The organism is Roseateles sp. AC306 (genome assembly GCF_979253795.1).
Window position 1 is genome coordinate 171,943 of sequence record NZ_CEEDEB010000003.1, and the last position, 13,978, is coordinate 185,920.

The following is a 13,978-nucleotide window of genomic DNA, read 5'->3' on the forward strand; positions in this document are numbered from 1 at the left end:
TGTCCTTACGCCCGCTATGTGCCCGAAGCGGAAGCTCACGAATGTCCGCTTCAAAGCGCCCCGGTGACTGGCAGTGTGTCCAGCGGACTTCGCACCGCCCCGCCGCCGACCTTGAGCACATGGGTATAAATCATGGTGGTGGCTACGTCGGCGTGGCCGAGCAAGTCCTGCACCGTCCGAATATCACTGCCCGCCTGGAGGAGATGGGTCGCGAAACAGTGACGCAACGTGTGAGGCGTGGCCGGTTTGTCGATCTGCGCGGCCCGGACTGCGCGTTTGAAGGCGCGCTGGAAGGTCTGGTCGTACAGATGATGCCGCCGTACAACGCCGCTGCGCGGGTCGGTCGAGTGGTGGTCTTGAGGAAACAACCAGAACCATGCCCACGACGCGCCGGCGCGCGGGTACTTCCGCTCCAAGGCATGTGGCATCTCGACCCCTGCCGTTGCCGCAGCCACGTCCTCCGCCCAGACTTTGCGAGAGCGTGCGAGCTGCTCTCGTAGCGGCTGAGCCAGGGCCTGGGGCAGCATCAGGACGCGATCCTTACCGCCCTTGCCAGCGCGCACGATCACCGCCTGATGGGCGAAGTCCACATCCTTGACCCGCAGCTGCAAGGCTTCATTGATGCGCATTCCCGTTCCGTAGAGGAGCCGCGCCAGCAGGCCCAGCTTTTCGGCCATGCCGCCCAGCACCGCCGACACCTCGTCGCGACTCAGTACCACGGGCAGCCTCCGGCGCACGCGTGGGCGTTCGATCTGATTGATCCACGGCAGGTTGACCTCCAGCACCTTCGTGTACAGAAACAGCAGTGCCGACAAGGCCTGCTTGTGCGTCGCGCTGGCGACTTGCCGCTCGTCCGCCAACCAGGTCAGGAACGCCTCAACCTCGGTACCGCCCATCTCGCGCGGATGCCGCAACCGATGGAACCGGATGAACGCCCGGCACCAGTAGACGTAGATGTCCTCTGTGCTGCGGCTGTAGTGCAGGTAGCGGATGCGCTCGCGCAGCTGGTCCAAAAGGCGCACCGCACGCAGCGGAGGTAGCCCTCCCGCCAGGGGCGGCCGTAGCTCGCCCCGGCGCTGGCTCAGGTCAACGACAGAACTCGACATGGCGGGCCTCGCTCGGTGGGGTGAAAACCCACGATTGCCTCGCCGTCACACGGCTGGCAGAGTCCCGGACGTGGGTGCCGGTTTGCGCATGAATTTAATGCTGTATAAAACAACAGTCAACAGGAGATTTCTCAATGCCGACAACAGCTTCTGAGCCCGTAGCGCGCTTGGTTAAGCAGCAGCGCCCGGAGTTAACCGGCACGGTGTGCTGGATAAACTAGTAGTTAGCCATGCCCTGGACCCACTGCCAGTTCGACGCGAACGGGAAAACGGCGAGTGCCCTGTTGGACACGCAATTCGCTGAAGCCATTCCATCGGACAAACTTCCTAACGTCGCTTGGTTCGGCGTCTACTCTAAACAACCGCCTGGCGGCAGATGGTGGCTGCGGTCAGAGCAGCCCACCCTTGATGCGATTGAGCGCGACCTCATCAGTCTATGCGGCGGCTTCGGAAATGGATGGGCCGTGTATGTCCGCCGGCTTGAGACGCCGGGGCTAAGGGAGTACTACGTCTACTTTGGTAGGAATGCCGAACTTCAGAGGGTGCTTCCGAGTTTGCAATCACTGCATGGCAGCTATCGGCTGGAGTTCGAGAGCCGCCCGGACCCAGAGTGGTCAAACTACAAGATGTGGCTCAGGGAGTGCGCGGAGCATGGCTAACCAATCATTCGTGTGGGACGGCTTCGCCGCCCCACAATTCAAACGTTATGCCTCATGAAGACCAATAGGTCCGCGCGTGTTTATGGCGTGGCTGCGTGCGGCCTGCTTGCGTTCGTCGTAGGCACGTGGTGGCTTGGAGGGGCCGATGTTTGCGCCGGCTACATGGCGACATACGATCTGGCATCCGCGTCATGCACCGGGGGCAAGCTTCTCGGCAAGAGCTATTCGCCAAGCGTGAGCGAGCAACTCGGTGCAGCGCTTGAATATGGGCTGATCTATGGCGCGATCTTGGTCGTCCTCATCGCAATCGTGGTGTTCCGGAAGTTCTTGCAGGGCGCTCGGCCGCATTTGAGAGGGCGAAAGCTTTGACCGCAGCCTCGACGCATAACCTTTTGCTGCAGCGGACGGCTTCGCCGCCCGCTGAGCGCGAACGTTAGAGATCACAAACGCACATGGCCACCCGCTCTGCGGAATACAAGATCGATCTCTCCGCTTTCTGGGGAATGACTGGGCCACAGTTAATCGCTGAAATGGCCCCCAACGATCTATTCAAACGATTTGGGTATCCATTGCTTAACGATGGCGACGGTGAAAGTCTGGGAACGTATATCTTCGTTTCCGAGGCTGGCGAAGTCGTCACCATCTACTACCGCGCCAATGACGCTTGGCAGCTACTTCTGCGCCTATTCAAGAAATCGTTTTGGCGCTCACGAGAAAAAACTCGGCTGACAATCGGTGCCGAACAAAAGGAACAAGCTGAAGTATTTTCTCGTTGGCTCTCTGGAGAGGTGCAATGCAAGATCAGCAATTGGCCGTGGTGACCTCTAACCTGGCATGCAACCGGACACCAAACTGCTGCGCAGTTTGGCTCCCTTCGCTGGCGCTCCGGTGCCGGTTACTTTCACGGTTAGCCGTCTATGCGAAAAGCGCGTCTCCTCGCAGTACCGCCAGCTGATCGCGTAGACAGCTCATGTGGCGACGGCAGTAAGCCAGCGGTCGGCGACATTGTTTCGCTCGATCACGGCTTTACATTTCCAGATGGGAAGCCTGGCGGAGTCGTTTACTGCGTTGATTCGGCAGGAGAGATTAAGTGGGGAGCCGATTTGTATGACTCGGAGATTGAGGTAGTGGAGTGAACAAGACGTCTAACCTCTCGCTCGAGCCGACTCGCGTCGGCAAGCCGCCGCTCGCGGCTCAACTTCAACGTTAGGCCTCATGGACGCACTTCCGCAGGCGCTCTTCCATCCAACTATCATCGCGATGGGATGCTTCTTGTTGTCCCTGTGTGCAGAGAGCCTGACCAGCTATCTTTTCCTTCGCGGGCTCAAGAGAAGACACCCGATCCAATGGGACCACTCAGGCCAGCGGACCCTCTGGACTGACATGGACCTCATCAGTGCATGGGGAACAATTCGGTATTTGCAGTCACGTCAGTACCGCGCCAGCTCGGACCCGGCTGGCGTCGCCTTCTGCGAGCAGCATCGTCTTCCCGTGGTTGTGACTTATTGGGCCGCAGTTGTCACCGTCGCTCTTTTCTTCGGGTCGCTTTTTCTCATTGGCTTCCCTCAAGATTCGAGCTAGGCTGAGGCCTAACAATTCATTCAAGCCGAAATTGCTTCGTTACATCAAAAGCGTGGCATTAAAATCCTGCCACGCTTTTGCCTCCACTACGCAATTCGGCTTAATACAGGCGTTAGGCCGACGATGCACGAGACCGAGGTTGCTCGCAAAATAGAGCTTGTGCGTCGTCTTGTCGCTCAAGGCTTGGCGGAAGACATTCGTCACATACTCCTCGGCGCCTCAGAGCATTCAACTGAAGGCACCGAATCAGGTCATGTGTATGCAACCGAGTTCGAAAGCCGAGATAGCAAAGGCTTCCATCTCATGACCTGGGTTCACGCTCACCTGGAGTTCACGGCAAAACATGGATGCACCGCGTCAGAAGCCAAGGAAGGCAAGCGCGTCAACTTCGCACATCCTGCTGAATTCGAAGAGTGGCTAAGCCACGGTGCGCCTGGGATCCTCTTTGAGGAGCTTGAGCGCCTCGCCAAAGCTACACCCGGCGGGAAGGCAGCGTGATTTCCAATCGGCCTCTCGGGCAGCTCTTGCGACAGCGGCCTAACCCTTCCATTGAGAGGACGTCTTACGGCTGGCTTCGCCATCCGCAAGCCGCCGCTCATTTAAAACGTTATGGCTCAGCAATACCGTACGTCAGTCTTTTGATTTCAACCAGTCAAAGTGGAGAGCGAACATGCACGTTGTAAGAATCGCTGCCTATGGGCTCATTGCTATCGGCAGCATCGTTGGTCTGGGAATGGTTGTGGGTCTGCTGTTGGTGCTGCTGAGTGGCGGCGGCGCGCTGACTATCAACTCTCAAGGTGGTTTGCGACCGTTGCTTGGCATCGCTGTAGTTGCCGTGACGCTCACGAGCGGCATTCAACTCATCAAACTCAAGGCAGAGGACACCACTACCTCAGCGTTGGCCGTCGCGCTAGTCGCACTTCTTTGTTTGGCACTGGATTTTTACGTGCACGGCAAGCTCTATCTAACGGGAGACTTTGGTCCCATTGCCGCTGCAATGCTCATATGTTCAGTTCTTCTCGCAGCTTCCAGCGATGTTTATCACCAGACGCGGGCAGAGCGTGTGCAGTCGGCCCTGGGTGAGCCATAACTGGTCGCTCGAACGGACGTCCCTCGGCAAGCCTCGGGCCGCCGCTCACCTCCAACGTTAAGTCTCATGCAAAACGACCCTGATTTGGATCAAATCAAAGCGGAGATGCTTGCAGGCATAAACGAAATGCGGACTCATCTTGGAATGGGGCCGCTAAAGACGTTTCCAGAGCGAGTCTGTGCATTTTGCGGAAAGTCGGAAGAGGAAGTTGGAGTTTCCTTTCACGCCGACGTCCTCGAATTCATCTGCATCTGCCGTGCTTGCACTGGCAAGGCGCAGCGTTCTTTCATCTCAGGGCTCGCGGGCAAGTGAAGGCGCCCACATGAGACTTAACTGGTCACTGCAGCGGACGGCTTCGCCGCCCGCTGACCTCGCACGTTAAGCGCCTTATCCGTGGGACTCCTCCTCGTCCTTGCACTCGCAACTGGTGTAATTGCCTTGACTTTTGCGGCCTGTGCTGCCTTTGTATTTGGGCTGCAGACTCTCGTGCATTTGGTGCGCCGCAGGTTCACCGCCGCCATGCGGTACCTGAGTCTTGAAATTGCGGCCTTGGCGTGTCTGGCCGTATGCGCGCTGTTGGTCAACAGCCAGCCCGTAGAGTGGCCATGGTCGCCTTGGCATATCCCGATCTACGTCTTAGTTGCCTTCATCTGCAAGCTGCTGTTTTCCCGAGGGCGCCGCATCGAACAAGAGCGTGCTTCCGGCTTGGCAAGTCGCGAGAATGCGCCGTGAGTGCTGCACTTCAGAGCACCCTTTTCTTCTGTAGTGCAGCGGCGCCTAACCATTCGCTGCAGCGGACGGCTTCGCCACCCGCTGACCTTTGACGTTAGACGGACCGTCTATGCAGCTAGTCGATGCAGTAATGCAGATCTTGGAGATGTCAGCAGACCACGTGATCTGCGCAAAAACCTCATTCACTTGGGGCTCGGACGCCGTGATTGCTAAGTTCACCGATGAATACGATGTGCCACATGAGGTCATTTCGGCTGGATACGAATGCGTGCTTGGGCAGGAGGACACCGCAATGGTCGTCGCCGATGCTGCGCACAAGCAGCTCTCCGCGCGAGCACTCGCAGAGCTTGTTTGCCACTACGCCTCAACGGATGCTTGGCCTGCGTGGCTCGACGATGTGCCAGATGCGAAGTAGCACAGACCTCGCGTCGTCTAACCCTTTGCTGCAGCGGACGGGTACGCCGCCCGCTGAGCGCGAACGTTGAACCTCAGATGTTCGGATTCTGGCGCCAGCGAAAGTTCGAAGATTCGCAACTCGGGCAGTTCTCGCGGACGGGCACGATGTGGTATTCGTCGACGGTACAACACGTTGGCCTTGGCGTCAGCATGGAGGGGGACAAGGAGCACCCTAGCGCAAAGGCTGTTGAAGTCGCGCGGCAGCTTCTACGGGACCCGACGCATTTGATTCAGGCAGCCAAATCTTTTGTCAGATCAGATGCTCAGGCGCAGGAGTTCATTGCCGGAAACGGTGAGCTGGTCTGCGATGGATTTACGGTGTACAGGTCCGGCAAGTTCGCGGTCGAGTTCTCCTTAACCGACTGGGCAGATGCAATGATTACTGTGCCCTTTGAAGGAACCGAGCCATGCGCTGTGTCCCTCGGCGACTGAGGTTCAACCTTTCATTGGAGCGGACCGCCTTCGGCGTCCGCTCACTTTCACGTTATGGCGCAAATGACGATTGACGAGCTTGCGTCTGCGATCAGTCGCACGTCGCCGGATGCTGTCGTTCAAGGGCTGGCTCGGCTGTTGGTCGAGTGGGAGCGCAATGCCACCAACGTTGGTGAACTGCGATTACAGGTCGACCGCTACGTCGGAAATAGCTGGATCGCCGATGATTCGACGCATGTAGTCATTCATGGCCTGTGGACGGCGTTCTGCACAACGGCGATTGAGGGCATCGGCGGTATGACCATGAACGAGCGGCTCTTTCACTTTGGGCTCTTCGAGGAATTCGACAATGCCGATACGTCGCAGGCGCGGGAAGGAATCTATGCAAAGCTGCTTGCGACACCATAACCCGGCGCTCGATCCGACTCGCAACGGCCGGTCACTGCACGCCCTCATTTCATTCTGGGCCTTCCGTGCCCAGCCGCCGCTCGCCGCTCAGCTGGCACGTTGAGCGGCCTCGCCGGCACTTGCACATGCCATCCTCAGTTGAAGCACTTGATTCGCTCCTCACGCAATCTGACGTCGATTCCATGGCGTGGGCGGATGGCGGTGGCGCCGAGGAGGCAATGGCACTGGCTCTATCGCTGTCCGACCAGGAATGGGTCGAACTGGTGTCCATTCGCGCGAAACGCAGTGCAGGTTGGCGGGCATGCCTCGTCTGCATCCTCCAACCTCGTAACGGCCGAGTGGCGCAGCGCCTATTGCTCGAATCGGCGTCGGATCCAGACGCCCAAGTCGCATTTCTTGCCGTGCGGAGCATCGCGTTCTATTGCGGTATCACTGCCTCGGAAAAGGGGCCGTTTATCGATCCCAAGATTCGTAATGAATCGTTCCTCTCGCAAGCTACGCAGACCTCCGACATCGTCGAGCGAGTGCGCGAGGTTTCTTCCCTATGTGCACCCGTCTTTCAGAGGCAGTTTGATCTGCTTGAGGCTGTCCTAGAGGCGAATGCATGAGGTATCACGAACCGCTCAACCTTTCACTGCAGCGGACGGCTTCGCCGCCCGCTGAGCTTCGACGTTAAACGGCCTATGGAACAGTCGCTTTCATCAGTCAAGCTCAGCTTCTTCGCTTGGACCGACGGCGCGCTTTCTCAACGCATTCCTGAGACCACGGTCGCATTTCACTTCAACCTCTATGAGGGCGAGGATTCGGTGCACGTCCAGCTCATGGGCACCGATTCCTTTGTTCCCTGTGAGGTTCCGGAACGCGACTATTGGCCAGGTTCCGAGACGTTCACTACTGGCGAAGACATTTTCGAGATACCTTACGCCCTTGCCGGCAAGGACTGGCAAGCATGGCTGCAAACAAGCGTAGAGCTCGTGCGCTCTTACATCGCTAGCGGTGAGAAATCGATCATCCTCAAAGGCGCGCGCGGAGTCGGAATGGGTTTCGTTGATGGAGACATGCATGTTCTGTGGCAAGCATCGGCCGTCTAACCTGTTGCTGCAGCGGACGGCTTCGCTGCCCGCTGAGCGCAGACGTTAGGAAGCACGAGATGGAAGCGTTAGTCTCCTTTGCACCAGCTATCTTTTGGTTAGGCATGATCGGTTGGAGCGGAGCCTGGGCCTACCGGGATGCAAAGTTGCGTGACAAGCCCCCGCTGCTTGTTGCACTACTCGTCATGCTGCTGTTTTGCCCAATAAGTATGTTTGTTTGGGTAGCTCTGCGACCAGAAAAGATCCGCCCGCCTTTCAATCTTGATGACTACCGCGTTCAGTAGGCCTGGCGAAAAATTTCTCGGACTTTCGGTGAGCAGCATGCTTCCTAACCAGTTGCTGCAGCGGACGGCTTCGCCGCCCGCTGAGCGCCAACGTTAAGCGGCAATGAGCACATCGTTTGTCAGCATCAATGGCAACGGCTTCTGGATGAACGATTCCATCCTTGAGCTATTCCTGCGCCTTCTGTCACTGCACATCGAGGACCCACGTGACGAGCACTCGCTAGCAAGGAAAATCCGCGACGAGTGGCTCTTTGCGTCCCTGGGCTATTGCACAGGCTTCTGCCCGGTTGATCTCGAGGAACACACGAACTCGCCCGAAGGAAAAGCCATAGTTCTCGCTGCACTTGAGTCGCTGCTGGTAGCGCTCAAGAATGGACCTCCCGCACTGGACAAAGGTGTGCTCAACATCCTTGGAACTGGCGGCGGGTTTACCCAAGACTTCGAGTCAACACGCCTCATAGATGTTGGCGAGTCCTTTGCTGCGCTCATCAACGGACAAGTATTCGGCGGCCCTGGAAGCAACATCCCAATGCCAGGGAGTCGCTGTGCCGCTTAACCCTTCGCTGCAGCGCACGGCTTCGCCGTCCGCTGAGCTTGCACGTTGGACCGACAACCCATGAGTGATGTTCGACGCATGTTCGCAGTCAAGATGCCTGGGGTCGTACTGCCGCTCCTGGTTGCAGTGTCAGTCGCAGCTGCCTTCTTTGTCGGCAAGCGCATCGCCGAGCAAAATGCCGCCAAAAAACAAGCCGAGAGAGAGCGCTTCGTACAGGTGAGCACCAGCGCCAATCAAATCAAACTGTACGCATCCCTGCTTGCTTCAATCCGATCAGGGCAAACGGACGGAGCCATTCGAATGCTTGAGTTCCAAGCGCACGCAGAGAGCAAGAGCGCGGCTGAGTGTTTGTCCGATCAACTCTGCGCGACCCTCGCGGCGCCAACACCGGAGAAGCGCAGTCAGTTGCAAGGGCTGGTGGCAACTCATGCCGCCTGGCCATCGACGACGACGAACTAGACTGACAAGCATGCTTGATTCCACGCGGTCCAACAGGTTGTTCGACACGGACACGCACCGGAACTTCGCCGCAAGGCGTGCGACGACGCCAAGCGGCGTAGCACCGGCGCGTGCCGGTCAACTCCGACGTTACCTTTGCAATCAAGATGAACTCGAAATGACATTGCAGCAAATCGCCAACATGCTTGATACGGGCATCGATTTCGCCGTTCGCGTCGGCGCTCCGAAAGCTGGCGTTTATGTGCCAGAGGTTTAACTGGTCGTTCGTGTGGGACGGCTTCGACGCCCCACAACTCCGACGTTAGGTTTCATGAACAACATCAGCCTGAAGGCGCTCCTAGTCCTGACACTAGCGGGATGCGCTGTTGCGAGCCACGCTTGCTCTTGTGTTGGAGCGCGCGCATTCACAGGCCGGAGCGACTGGGCGCAGGAAGCCTTCGCGTCAGCTACCTACATTGCGCACGTTCAAGTGGTTTCGGTTCTACCAGGCAAGCGAGCCCGTATTCGCGTGCTTGAGCGGTTCAAAGGCAGTGAGCGCGTGCAAATCTTGCAAGCGCTCGACGCGGAGAGCTCAATGTGCGGTACCGGTTTTGCGTCGGGCGAAGAGTTCGTTGCGTGGGTCGAGCGGGACACCGTGAACCTTTGTGGCAAGCTCTTTCCCGAGGAGCCGCTTCTCAAGGCATTGCGGCGGCTCGCGGCCGGGACATCGAGCACCAAGGAAAGCCATAAGTGAAGCCTAACCTGCCAGTGAAGCGGAACGCCTTAGGCGTCCGCTCACCTTCACGTTATGGCGCTTGAGTGATCTCCTTCGATTTCAACGGCCAACGCGAGCCTGTGCTCTCCACCGGACACATGGGGCGACTTCTCGATCAATTCGATCAGTCGCCGCAATTCGAGCTTTGGGCCTATTCCCCGGAGGGTCCCTCGCTTTGCATGCTGCGCAATGGCGACGACGCGTGGCTGATGTATCTCCGGCATGAAGGCGACAGTGGATTCTCTTCAAGGTCGGCTAGCGACCGCTCAGGCTCGGCGAGCTTCAAACTTTCCAATGGGCAGTTCGACACTTATCCGTTGTCATGGTGCGTCGAAGTGGAGCAGTGCTACAAAGCCATGGCCTATTTCTACGAGAACGCTGGTGCACGACCCGAATGGATTGAGTGGTATGAAGACTGAGTTCGCATACTGCTGTAGGCAGCGCCATAACTTGTCGCTGCAGCGGACGGCTGCGCCGTCCGCTGAGCTTCAACGTTAGGCATGCGAAAGGCAGCCGTTGCTACTACGCACTCCAGCTTCCATGAGCTACTCCCATTCAGAGATTGACCGAGCAGTTCGGAATGCCAAACGCATCGTGCTCGTTGCACGGCTGCGTCTCGCTCTGGTGCTTGTGGTGGTTTGCATTCTTGCCGTCATTGCGCTTGGTAACGCAATCCGATTGCACAAGAATCTGGGCGGAACGCTAGAAGCGGCCTACCTCATCTTGACGGGTCTAGCAGTCATCACAGCAGGAGTTTGGCTGCGACATCGTCATGGGCCAAAGGTCTTCTGGATCGCGCTTCTGAGCGTCTCGCTGACTTTGTGGCTATGGTTGAGGTATCAACTTTGACGACACGCATGCCTAACCATTCCATCGAACTGACGCTCCCCGGCAGGCCGGGTCACGCAGCTCATGTCAAACGTTAGAGCTCAACATGCGCGCTGCTGAACTAGGCCAAGCATTCCTGAGCCGCGACGCGATTCCAGGAGTGACGTTCATGCATAACGACTACGTTCGAATTGTGGTCGGGCCACATTCCGGGAAGTCCGGCTCACTGGTGACGGTGCTCTCTTTGGCGCCTGAACCGAAGTTCATCCTCGAGCTCGAAAGCGGATTCGATGTCGAAATACTTCAATCGGAGCTCCAGGGTGTCTAGCTCTAACAGGTTGTTCGACACGGACGCACAGGCGCTTCCGGGCGCTTCGGGCACTCGCCTCGTGTGCGCCGGTCAACGCCGACGTTGAACATCACAATGAAGGCACTTCTTTGGCTGGCCCCACTCGTGTTGGCATTGCCGCTGCCCACTGTCGCGCAACAGGGTAATGACAAAGCACCGGCGCTCGATTGCAGCACCGGCCCAGTTTCCAAAAGCTATGGGGCAACGCCTTGGCTTGTGTATGCATGCTCCGATGGGAAGTCCATCGTGGCCGTTACCGCCTCTGGCAGCCCAGCTGGTCCGTTCTACTTCATGGTTTATCCGAAGGACGGAAAGTATGTCGTCGTCGGTGAAGGGACTGGGCCGAAGAACCTCACAGATCGGGCTTATGCCGAGCTGGTTCGGTTGACCGGCCAAGACGTGGCTGAACTCATCGCATCTGCAAAGGGTAAGGGCGCTGCGGGAGGCAAGCAGTGACGTCCAACCGGTCGTTCGTGTGGGACGGCTTCGCCGCCCCACAACTCCGACGTTGGCCAGCAATGCCCAAGATCGCTGCTTTCTGCGCCACAGTTGTCCTTGCCTGCATCTGGCCGGAAACTGTCAGCGCTGCGGAACCTGCCCTTGATGTCATGCAACTCATCGCTCGTCCAGCCAAGTACACCGGAAAGCTTGTGTCCGTTTCCGCGCTGGTCACGGTCGAGTTTGAAAACATGACTCTTTGCTCCATCAGCGGGAAGGTCCGAAACATTGACTCGTGCGTCTGGTTAGAGATCGACAGCGGCCCATACGAATCTGTGGCAGACGAGCTGCGGTACAAGAAGGCGTTGGCTTCGTGGACTCCGTTCAATCGCAAGCAAGTCATCGTCCGGGGTGTATTTGTGAGTGGGCAGTCGGGGCACTTCGGCATGTGGTCGGGTGCAATCGGCCAATTTGCTAGCATGAAGGTGCAGTAAGGTGCTGGCCAACCCATCATTCAAGCGGACCTGCGCCAGCTACGCTGGCTGGTCCGCTTACTCCAGACGTTAGGCAGAAAGTGGATTGGACACATAACACAGTCTGGCGAGACCAACTAAGACCTGGGGAGTTTGTGGCGATTGAGTTTCGGGGCAATCGTCCCGCACCTGTCGAGACTGCCGGTGCCACCTACTTCCAACTTCACAAGTTCAAGACGAAACAGCCCGGGTTGAGTTAGATCCGCAACATCAGCTCTGCGCAATACGTTCAGATTGACTTCTCTAACATCACCTCGCTCGAGGGAATCTCTCGTCTCGGGCGCGTTAAGCGGCTGGAACTTTGTTGGTGCCTAAAGTTGGAGTCGGATCATGGACTGGGCGAAGTGAAGGAACCCTCGGCCGCAGCGGCCATGATGCCTAACCATTCATTTGACGCGGACTTGCACCGTCAGTGCGCCCCAAGGCGGGTGGACAAGCTTTCGTCGTCCGACGCACTGCTGGTGCACGCCGGTCAACTTCGACGTGAAGCGCAGGCGCCGTGATTCATTCCGCCGAAGAGTTCCGTCGTCTTCGCCAGAGCGAAGACCCAGAGGAGTACGAACGCGCCTCAAACGACGAAGCGTCGTTGGCCGTCTGGTTTTCTGTGATCGAAAGATTTCCGGAATTGCGGTCTTGGGTCGCCCACAACAAAACTGTTCCGCTCGAAATCCTCGAACTCCTCGCGCACGATTGCGACCCAGCGGTACGGGCAACAGTGGCAAGCAAGCGGAAGTTGAGCGCCGCGCTGCGATCGCTCTTGCGTGCTGATGCCGACGCCTCCGTGCGTGATCGCCTAGCGTGCAACGCGAAGTGCGACCTTGAAAGTCTTCGTCTGCTTTCCTTGGACCCCGAGGAGTTTGTCCGATGCGCCGCGATTAAGCGGCTCAAGGAGCGAGAGAATGCGCTTTAAACATTTGCTGCAGAGGACTGCTTCGCTGGACGGCAAGGACTCGCCGACGGTCGTCAACGCGCTCATCAAGCATGCCCGAAAGCTGCCGCAGGAGCTCTACAAGTCGCTCACCTGGGATCGAGGAACCGAGATGCATGGGCACAAGCGATTCACCATGGCTACAGACATCAAGGTCTACTTCTGTGACCCGCAAAGTCCTTGGCAAAGAGGCAGCAACGAGAACACCAATGGGCTGCTCAGGCAGTACCTGCCCAAGGGCATCGACATCTCGGGCTACTCTCAGGCCAAGCTCAACTCGATCGCCAGACAATTGAACGAGAGGCCGCGCAAAACGCTCGGCTTCCAAACGCCCGCTGAGCGATTCAGCGAATGTGTTGCGCTGACCGGTTGAATCCGCCGCACATTGCTGCCCCACGACGGACGCATCCAAGCGGCAGCACTCAACGTCACTGGATAGCGATCGTTATCGCTGCCGGGGCCGTCCTCAAGATGTGTCCGCCGTGCGCTTACTGAGCACCGGGGATTTGTCGGACACGACTGAGACGGCCGGAGCTACCTGGCACTGCATCAACAAGTAGAGAGCGTCGCGCTCCGGATCTACCTCGCGGTCGTCACCCCCGGCCCGAAACTCTGCATCGAGTGGTGATTTCCCCGTTTGGCGCCCAGGGACGCCCTGACGGCCGACGGCACTGTTGGGGTCGAGCATGCTCCGTGGCCGGTCGCGCCACGCGCGAGCGAAGGCGGCCATACCGTGGACGTCGGTTCCTTTTGATTCCCATCGGCTCAGTACCGACTCGATCTCGGCCAAGCTGTCGTAGACAGTTCGGAGCAACTGCTTCTGTTGGTCTGTCCGGACCCGCAGCGCGTGGTCGATCAGGGCCGCCTCGCGACCGAGGCCAGACGCCTCCGCCCAAGCTCGCAGGAGTTCGTACTCAGTAAGCCCAACGGTCATGGGTGTGACGTCGCCGGCAGGACCGCTCGCGGGCGGGACGATGAGCAGATGCGGCGGCAATCGGCGTCCTTCGACGTTGGTGGACGCCCGGCAGAGCGGCCTCCACCCAGTGTATTTCAACGAAATACGCTACTGCACACCTATTTGTGCCAACTAATGCGGCATATAGAGGTGGGGCTCATAACCCAGTCGTAGGTTCAAATCCTGCCCCCGCAACCAAGAAATATGAAGTCCAACAAGGACTTAGCAAAGCCCGCCGAGTGCGGGCTTTGTCGTTTCTGGGCTTTGTGCCCATCCTGTGCCCAAATTGTGCCCCCGCCGTGCCCGGGATCGTGAGTGCGTTTCTCTAAACGACCGTTG

At 58.2% G+C, this 13,978-nt stretch carries 23 protein-coding genes and 1 pseudogene; 23 read left to right on the forward strand and 1 reads right to left on the reverse strand.

Annotated features, from left to right (window positions below):
• Nucleotides 1-50: 50 nt before the first annotated feature.
• Nucleotides 51-1,022, reverse strand: a complete 972-nt coding sequence (locus AC0IZJ_RS08860) for an integron integrase (protein ID WP_471848716.1) — start codon at nt 1,020-1,022, stop codon at nt 51-53.
• Nucleotides 1,023-1,336: 314 nt separating this feature from the next.
• Here AC0IZJ_RS08860 and AC0IZJ_RS08865 point away from each other — a divergent pair, with 314 nt between their 5' ends.
• The 23 genes and pseudogenes from AC0IZJ_RS08865 to AC0IZJ_RS08975 form a co-directional block, all read left to right on the forward strand.
• On the forward strand, nt 1,337-1,765 hold the full coding sequence (locus tag AC0IZJ_RS08865; RefSeq protein WP_471848718.1) for a DUF695 domain-containing protein: 429 nt from the start codon (nt 1,337-1,339) through the stop codon (nt 1,763-1,765).
• Between the two features lie 54 nt (nt 1,766-1,819).
• Nucleotides 1,820-2,134, forward strand: coding sequence for a hypothetical protein (locus AC0IZJ_RS08870; protein WP_471848720.1), 315 nt, complete (start codon nt 1,820-1,822; stop codon nt 2,132-2,134).
• A gap of 83 nt (nt 2,135-2,217) precedes the next feature.
• A complete protein-coding gene (locus AC0IZJ_RS08875; RefSeq protein WP_471848722.1) occupies nt 2,218-2,586 on the forward strand; it encodes a hypothetical protein in 369 nt (122 codons plus the stop codon).
• 394 nt (nt 2,587-2,980) lie between these two features.
• Complete coding sequence (locus tag AC0IZJ_RS08880; RefSeq protein WP_471848724.1) at nt 2,981-3,346, forward strand: hypothetical protein; 366 nt, start codon at nt 2,981-2,983, stop codon at nt 3,344-3,346.
• Between the two features lie 123 nt (nt 3,347-3,469).
• The gene (locus AC0IZJ_RS08885; protein ID WP_471848726.1) at nt 3,470-3,844 is read left to right on the forward strand and encodes a hypothetical protein; all 375 of its coding nucleotides are present in this window, start codon (nt 3,470-3,472) and stop codon (nt 3,842-3,844) included.
• 172 nt (nt 3,845-4,016) lie between these two features.
• Entirely contained in the window at nt 4,017-4,436 is a 420-nt protein-coding gene (locus AC0IZJ_RS08890) for a hypothetical protein (protein ID WP_471848728.1), read from the forward strand.
• A 66-nt stretch (nt 4,437-4,502) separates the two neighbouring features.
• A complete protein-coding gene (locus tag AC0IZJ_RS08895; RefSeq protein ID WP_471848730.1) occupies nt 4,503-4,748 on the forward strand; it encodes a hypothetical protein in 246 nt (81 codons plus the stop codon).
• Between the two features lie 81 nt (nt 4,749-4,829).
• Nucleotides 4,830-5,168 carry a hypothetical protein gene (locus AC0IZJ_RS08900; protein WP_471848732.1) on the forward strand — a complete coding sequence of 113 codons (339 nt, stop codon included), beginning with the start codon at nt 4,830-4,832 and terminating at the stop codon, nt 5,166-5,168.
• 130 nt (nt 5,169-5,298) lie between these two features.
• Nucleotides 5,299-5,583: a hypothetical protein gene (locus AC0IZJ_RS08905; protein WP_471848734.1), complete on the forward strand. Its 285-nt coding sequence runs from the start codon at nt 5,299-5,301 to the stop codon at nt 5,581-5,583.
• Nucleotides 5,584-5,660: 77 nt separating this feature from the next.
• A complete protein-coding gene (locus AC0IZJ_RS08910; protein ID WP_471848736.1) occupies nt 5,661-6,056 on the forward strand; it encodes a hypothetical protein in 396 nt (131 codons plus the stop codon).
• A gap of 63 nt (nt 6,057-6,119) precedes the next feature.
• Nucleotides 6,120-6,464, forward strand: coding sequence for a hypothetical protein (locus AC0IZJ_RS08915; protein WP_471848738.1), 345 nt, complete (start codon nt 6,120-6,122; stop codon nt 6,462-6,464).
• Nucleotides 6,465-6,589: 125 nt separating this feature from the next.
• Complete coding sequence (locus AC0IZJ_RS08920) at nt 6,590-7,072, forward strand: hypothetical protein (protein WP_471848740.1); 483 nt, start codon at nt 6,590-6,592, stop codon at nt 7,070-7,072.
• Nucleotides 7,073-7,147: 75 nt separating this feature from the next.
• On the forward strand, nt 7,148-7,555 hold the full coding sequence (locus tag AC0IZJ_RS08925; RefSeq protein WP_471848741.1) for a hypothetical protein: 408 nt from the start codon (nt 7,148-7,150) through the stop codon (nt 7,553-7,555).
• Nucleotides 7,556-7,942: 387 nt separating this feature from the next.
• Nucleotides 7,943-8,395 (forward strand): hypothetical protein, encoded by a 453-nt coding sequence (locus tag AC0IZJ_RS08930; protein WP_471848743.1) that lies wholly within the window; start codon nt 7,943-7,945, stop codon nt 8,393-8,395.
• Nucleotides 8,396-8,455: 60 nt separating this feature from the next.
• A complete protein-coding gene (locus AC0IZJ_RS08935; RefSeq protein ID WP_471848745.1) occupies nt 8,456-8,854 on the forward strand; it encodes a hypothetical protein in 399 nt (132 codons plus the stop codon).
• Between the two features lie 10 nt (nt 8,855-8,864).
• A complete protein-coding gene (locus AC0IZJ_RS08940) occupies nt 8,865-9,110 on the forward strand; it encodes a hypothetical protein (RefSeq protein ID WP_471848747.1) in 246 nt (81 codons plus the stop codon).
• A gap of 54 nt (nt 9,111-9,164) precedes the next feature.
• Nucleotides 9,165-9,587: a hypothetical protein gene (locus AC0IZJ_RS08945; protein WP_471848749.1), complete on the forward strand. Its 423-nt coding sequence runs from the start codon at nt 9,165-9,167 to the stop codon at nt 9,585-9,587.
• Between the two features lie 65 nt (nt 9,588-9,652).
• Complete coding sequence (locus AC0IZJ_RS08950; RefSeq protein ID WP_471848751.1) at nt 9,653-10,027, forward strand: Imm1 family immunity protein; 375 nt, start codon at nt 9,653-9,655, stop codon at nt 10,025-10,027.
• Between the two features lie 121 nt (nt 10,028-10,148).
• Nucleotides 10,149-10,457 carry a hypothetical protein gene (locus AC0IZJ_RS08955; RefSeq protein WP_471848753.1) on the forward strand — a complete coding sequence of 103 codons (309 nt, stop codon included), beginning with the start codon at nt 10,149-10,151 and terminating at the stop codon, nt 10,455-10,457.
• A 403-nt stretch (nt 10,458-10,860) separates the two neighbouring features.
• Nucleotides 10,861-11,241 carry a hypothetical protein gene (locus AC0IZJ_RS08960; protein ID WP_471848755.1) on the forward strand — a complete coding sequence of 127 codons (381 nt, stop codon included), beginning with the start codon at nt 10,861-10,863 and terminating at the stop codon, nt 11,239-11,241.
• Nucleotides 11,242-11,303: 62 nt separating this feature from the next.
• Nucleotides 11,304-11,717 (forward strand): hypothetical protein, encoded by a 414-nt coding sequence (locus tag AC0IZJ_RS08965; RefSeq protein WP_471848757.1) that lies wholly within the window; start codon nt 11,304-11,306, stop codon nt 11,715-11,717.
• A gap of 538 nt (nt 11,718-12,255) precedes the next feature.
• Complete coding sequence (locus tag AC0IZJ_RS08970) at nt 12,256-12,666, forward strand: hypothetical protein (protein WP_471848759.1); 411 nt, start codon at nt 12,256-12,258, stop codon at nt 12,664-12,666.
• A gap of 25 nt (nt 12,667-12,691) precedes the next feature.
• Nucleotides 12,692-13,057: pseudogene (locus AC0IZJ_RS08975) on the forward strand (IS30 family transposase); the annotation flags it as partial.
• Nucleotides 13,058-13,978: the final 921 nt, after the last annotated feature.

Excerpts from the sequence above, each read along its gene's own strand:
- AC0IZJ_RS08865 (WP_471848718.1), top strand. The coding sequence starts at position 1,337 with ATGCCCTGGACCCACTGCCAGTTCGACGCGAACGGGAAAACGGCGAGT.
- AC0IZJ_RS08870 (WP_471848720.1), top strand. The coding sequence starts at position 1,820 with ATGAAGACCAATAGGTCCGCGCGTGTTTATGGCGTGGCTGCGTGCGGC.
- AC0IZJ_RS08875 (WP_471848722.1), top strand. The coding sequence starts at position 2,218 with ATGGCCACCCGCTCTGCGGAATACAAGATCGATCTCTCCGCTTTCTGG.
- AC0IZJ_RS08880 (WP_471848724.1), top strand. The coding sequence starts at position 2,981 with ATGGACGCACTTCCGCAGGCGCTCTTCCATCCAACTATCATCGCGATG.
- AC0IZJ_RS08885 (WP_471848726.1), top strand. The coding sequence starts at position 3,470 with ATGCACGAGACCGAGGTTGCTCGCAAAATAGAGCTTGTGCGTCGTCTT.
- AC0IZJ_RS08890 (WP_471848728.1), top strand. The coding sequence starts at position 4,017 with ATGCACGTTGTAAGAATCGCTGCCTATGGGCTCATTGCTATCGGCAGC.
- AC0IZJ_RS08895 (WP_471848730.1), top strand. The coding sequence starts at position 4,503 with ATGCAAAACGACCCTGATTTGGATCAAATCAAAGCGGAGATGCTTGCA.
- AC0IZJ_RS08905 (WP_471848734.1), top strand. The coding sequence starts at position 5,299 with ATGCAGATCTTGGAGATGTCAGCAGACCACGTGATCTGCGCAAAAACC.
- AC0IZJ_RS08910 (WP_471848736.1), top strand. The coding sequence starts at position 5,661 with ATGTTCGGATTCTGGCGCCAGCGAAAGTTCGAAGATTCGCAACTCGGG.
- AC0IZJ_RS08915 (WP_471848738.1), top strand. The coding sequence starts at position 6,120 with ATGACGATTGACGAGCTTGCGTCTGCGATCAGTCGCACGTCGCCGGAT.
- AC0IZJ_RS08920 (WP_471848740.1), top strand. The coding sequence starts at position 6,590 with ATGCCATCCTCAGTTGAAGCACTTGATTCGCTCCTCACGCAATCTGAC.
- AC0IZJ_RS08925 (WP_471848741.1), top strand. The coding sequence starts at position 7,148 with ATGGAACAGTCGCTTTCATCAGTCAAGCTCAGCTTCTTCGCTTGGACC.
- AC0IZJ_RS08930 (WP_471848743.1), top strand. The coding sequence starts at position 7,943 with ATGAGCACATCGTTTGTCAGCATCAATGGCAACGGCTTCTGGATGAAC.
- AC0IZJ_RS08935 (WP_471848745.1), top strand. The coding sequence starts at position 8,456 with ATGAGTGATGTTCGACGCATGTTCGCAGTCAAGATGCCTGGGGTCGTA.
- AC0IZJ_RS08940 (WP_471848747.1), top strand. The coding sequence starts at position 8,865 with ATGCTTGATTCCACGCGGTCCAACAGGTTGTTCGACACGGACACGCAC.
- AC0IZJ_RS08945 (WP_471848749.1), top strand. The coding sequence starts at position 9,165 with ATGAACAACATCAGCCTGAAGGCGCTCCTAGTCCTGACACTAGCGGGA.
- AC0IZJ_RS08955 (WP_471848753.1), top strand. The coding sequence starts at position 10,149 with ATGAGCTACTCCCATTCAGAGATTGACCGAGCAGTTCGGAATGCCAAA.
- AC0IZJ_RS08960 (WP_471848755.1), top strand. The coding sequence starts at position 10,861 with ATGAAGGCACTTCTTTGGCTGGCCCCACTCGTGTTGGCATTGCCGCTG.
- AC0IZJ_RS08965 (WP_471848757.1), top strand. The coding sequence starts at position 11,304 with ATGCCCAAGATCGCTGCTTTCTGCGCCACAGTTGTCCTTGCCTGCATC.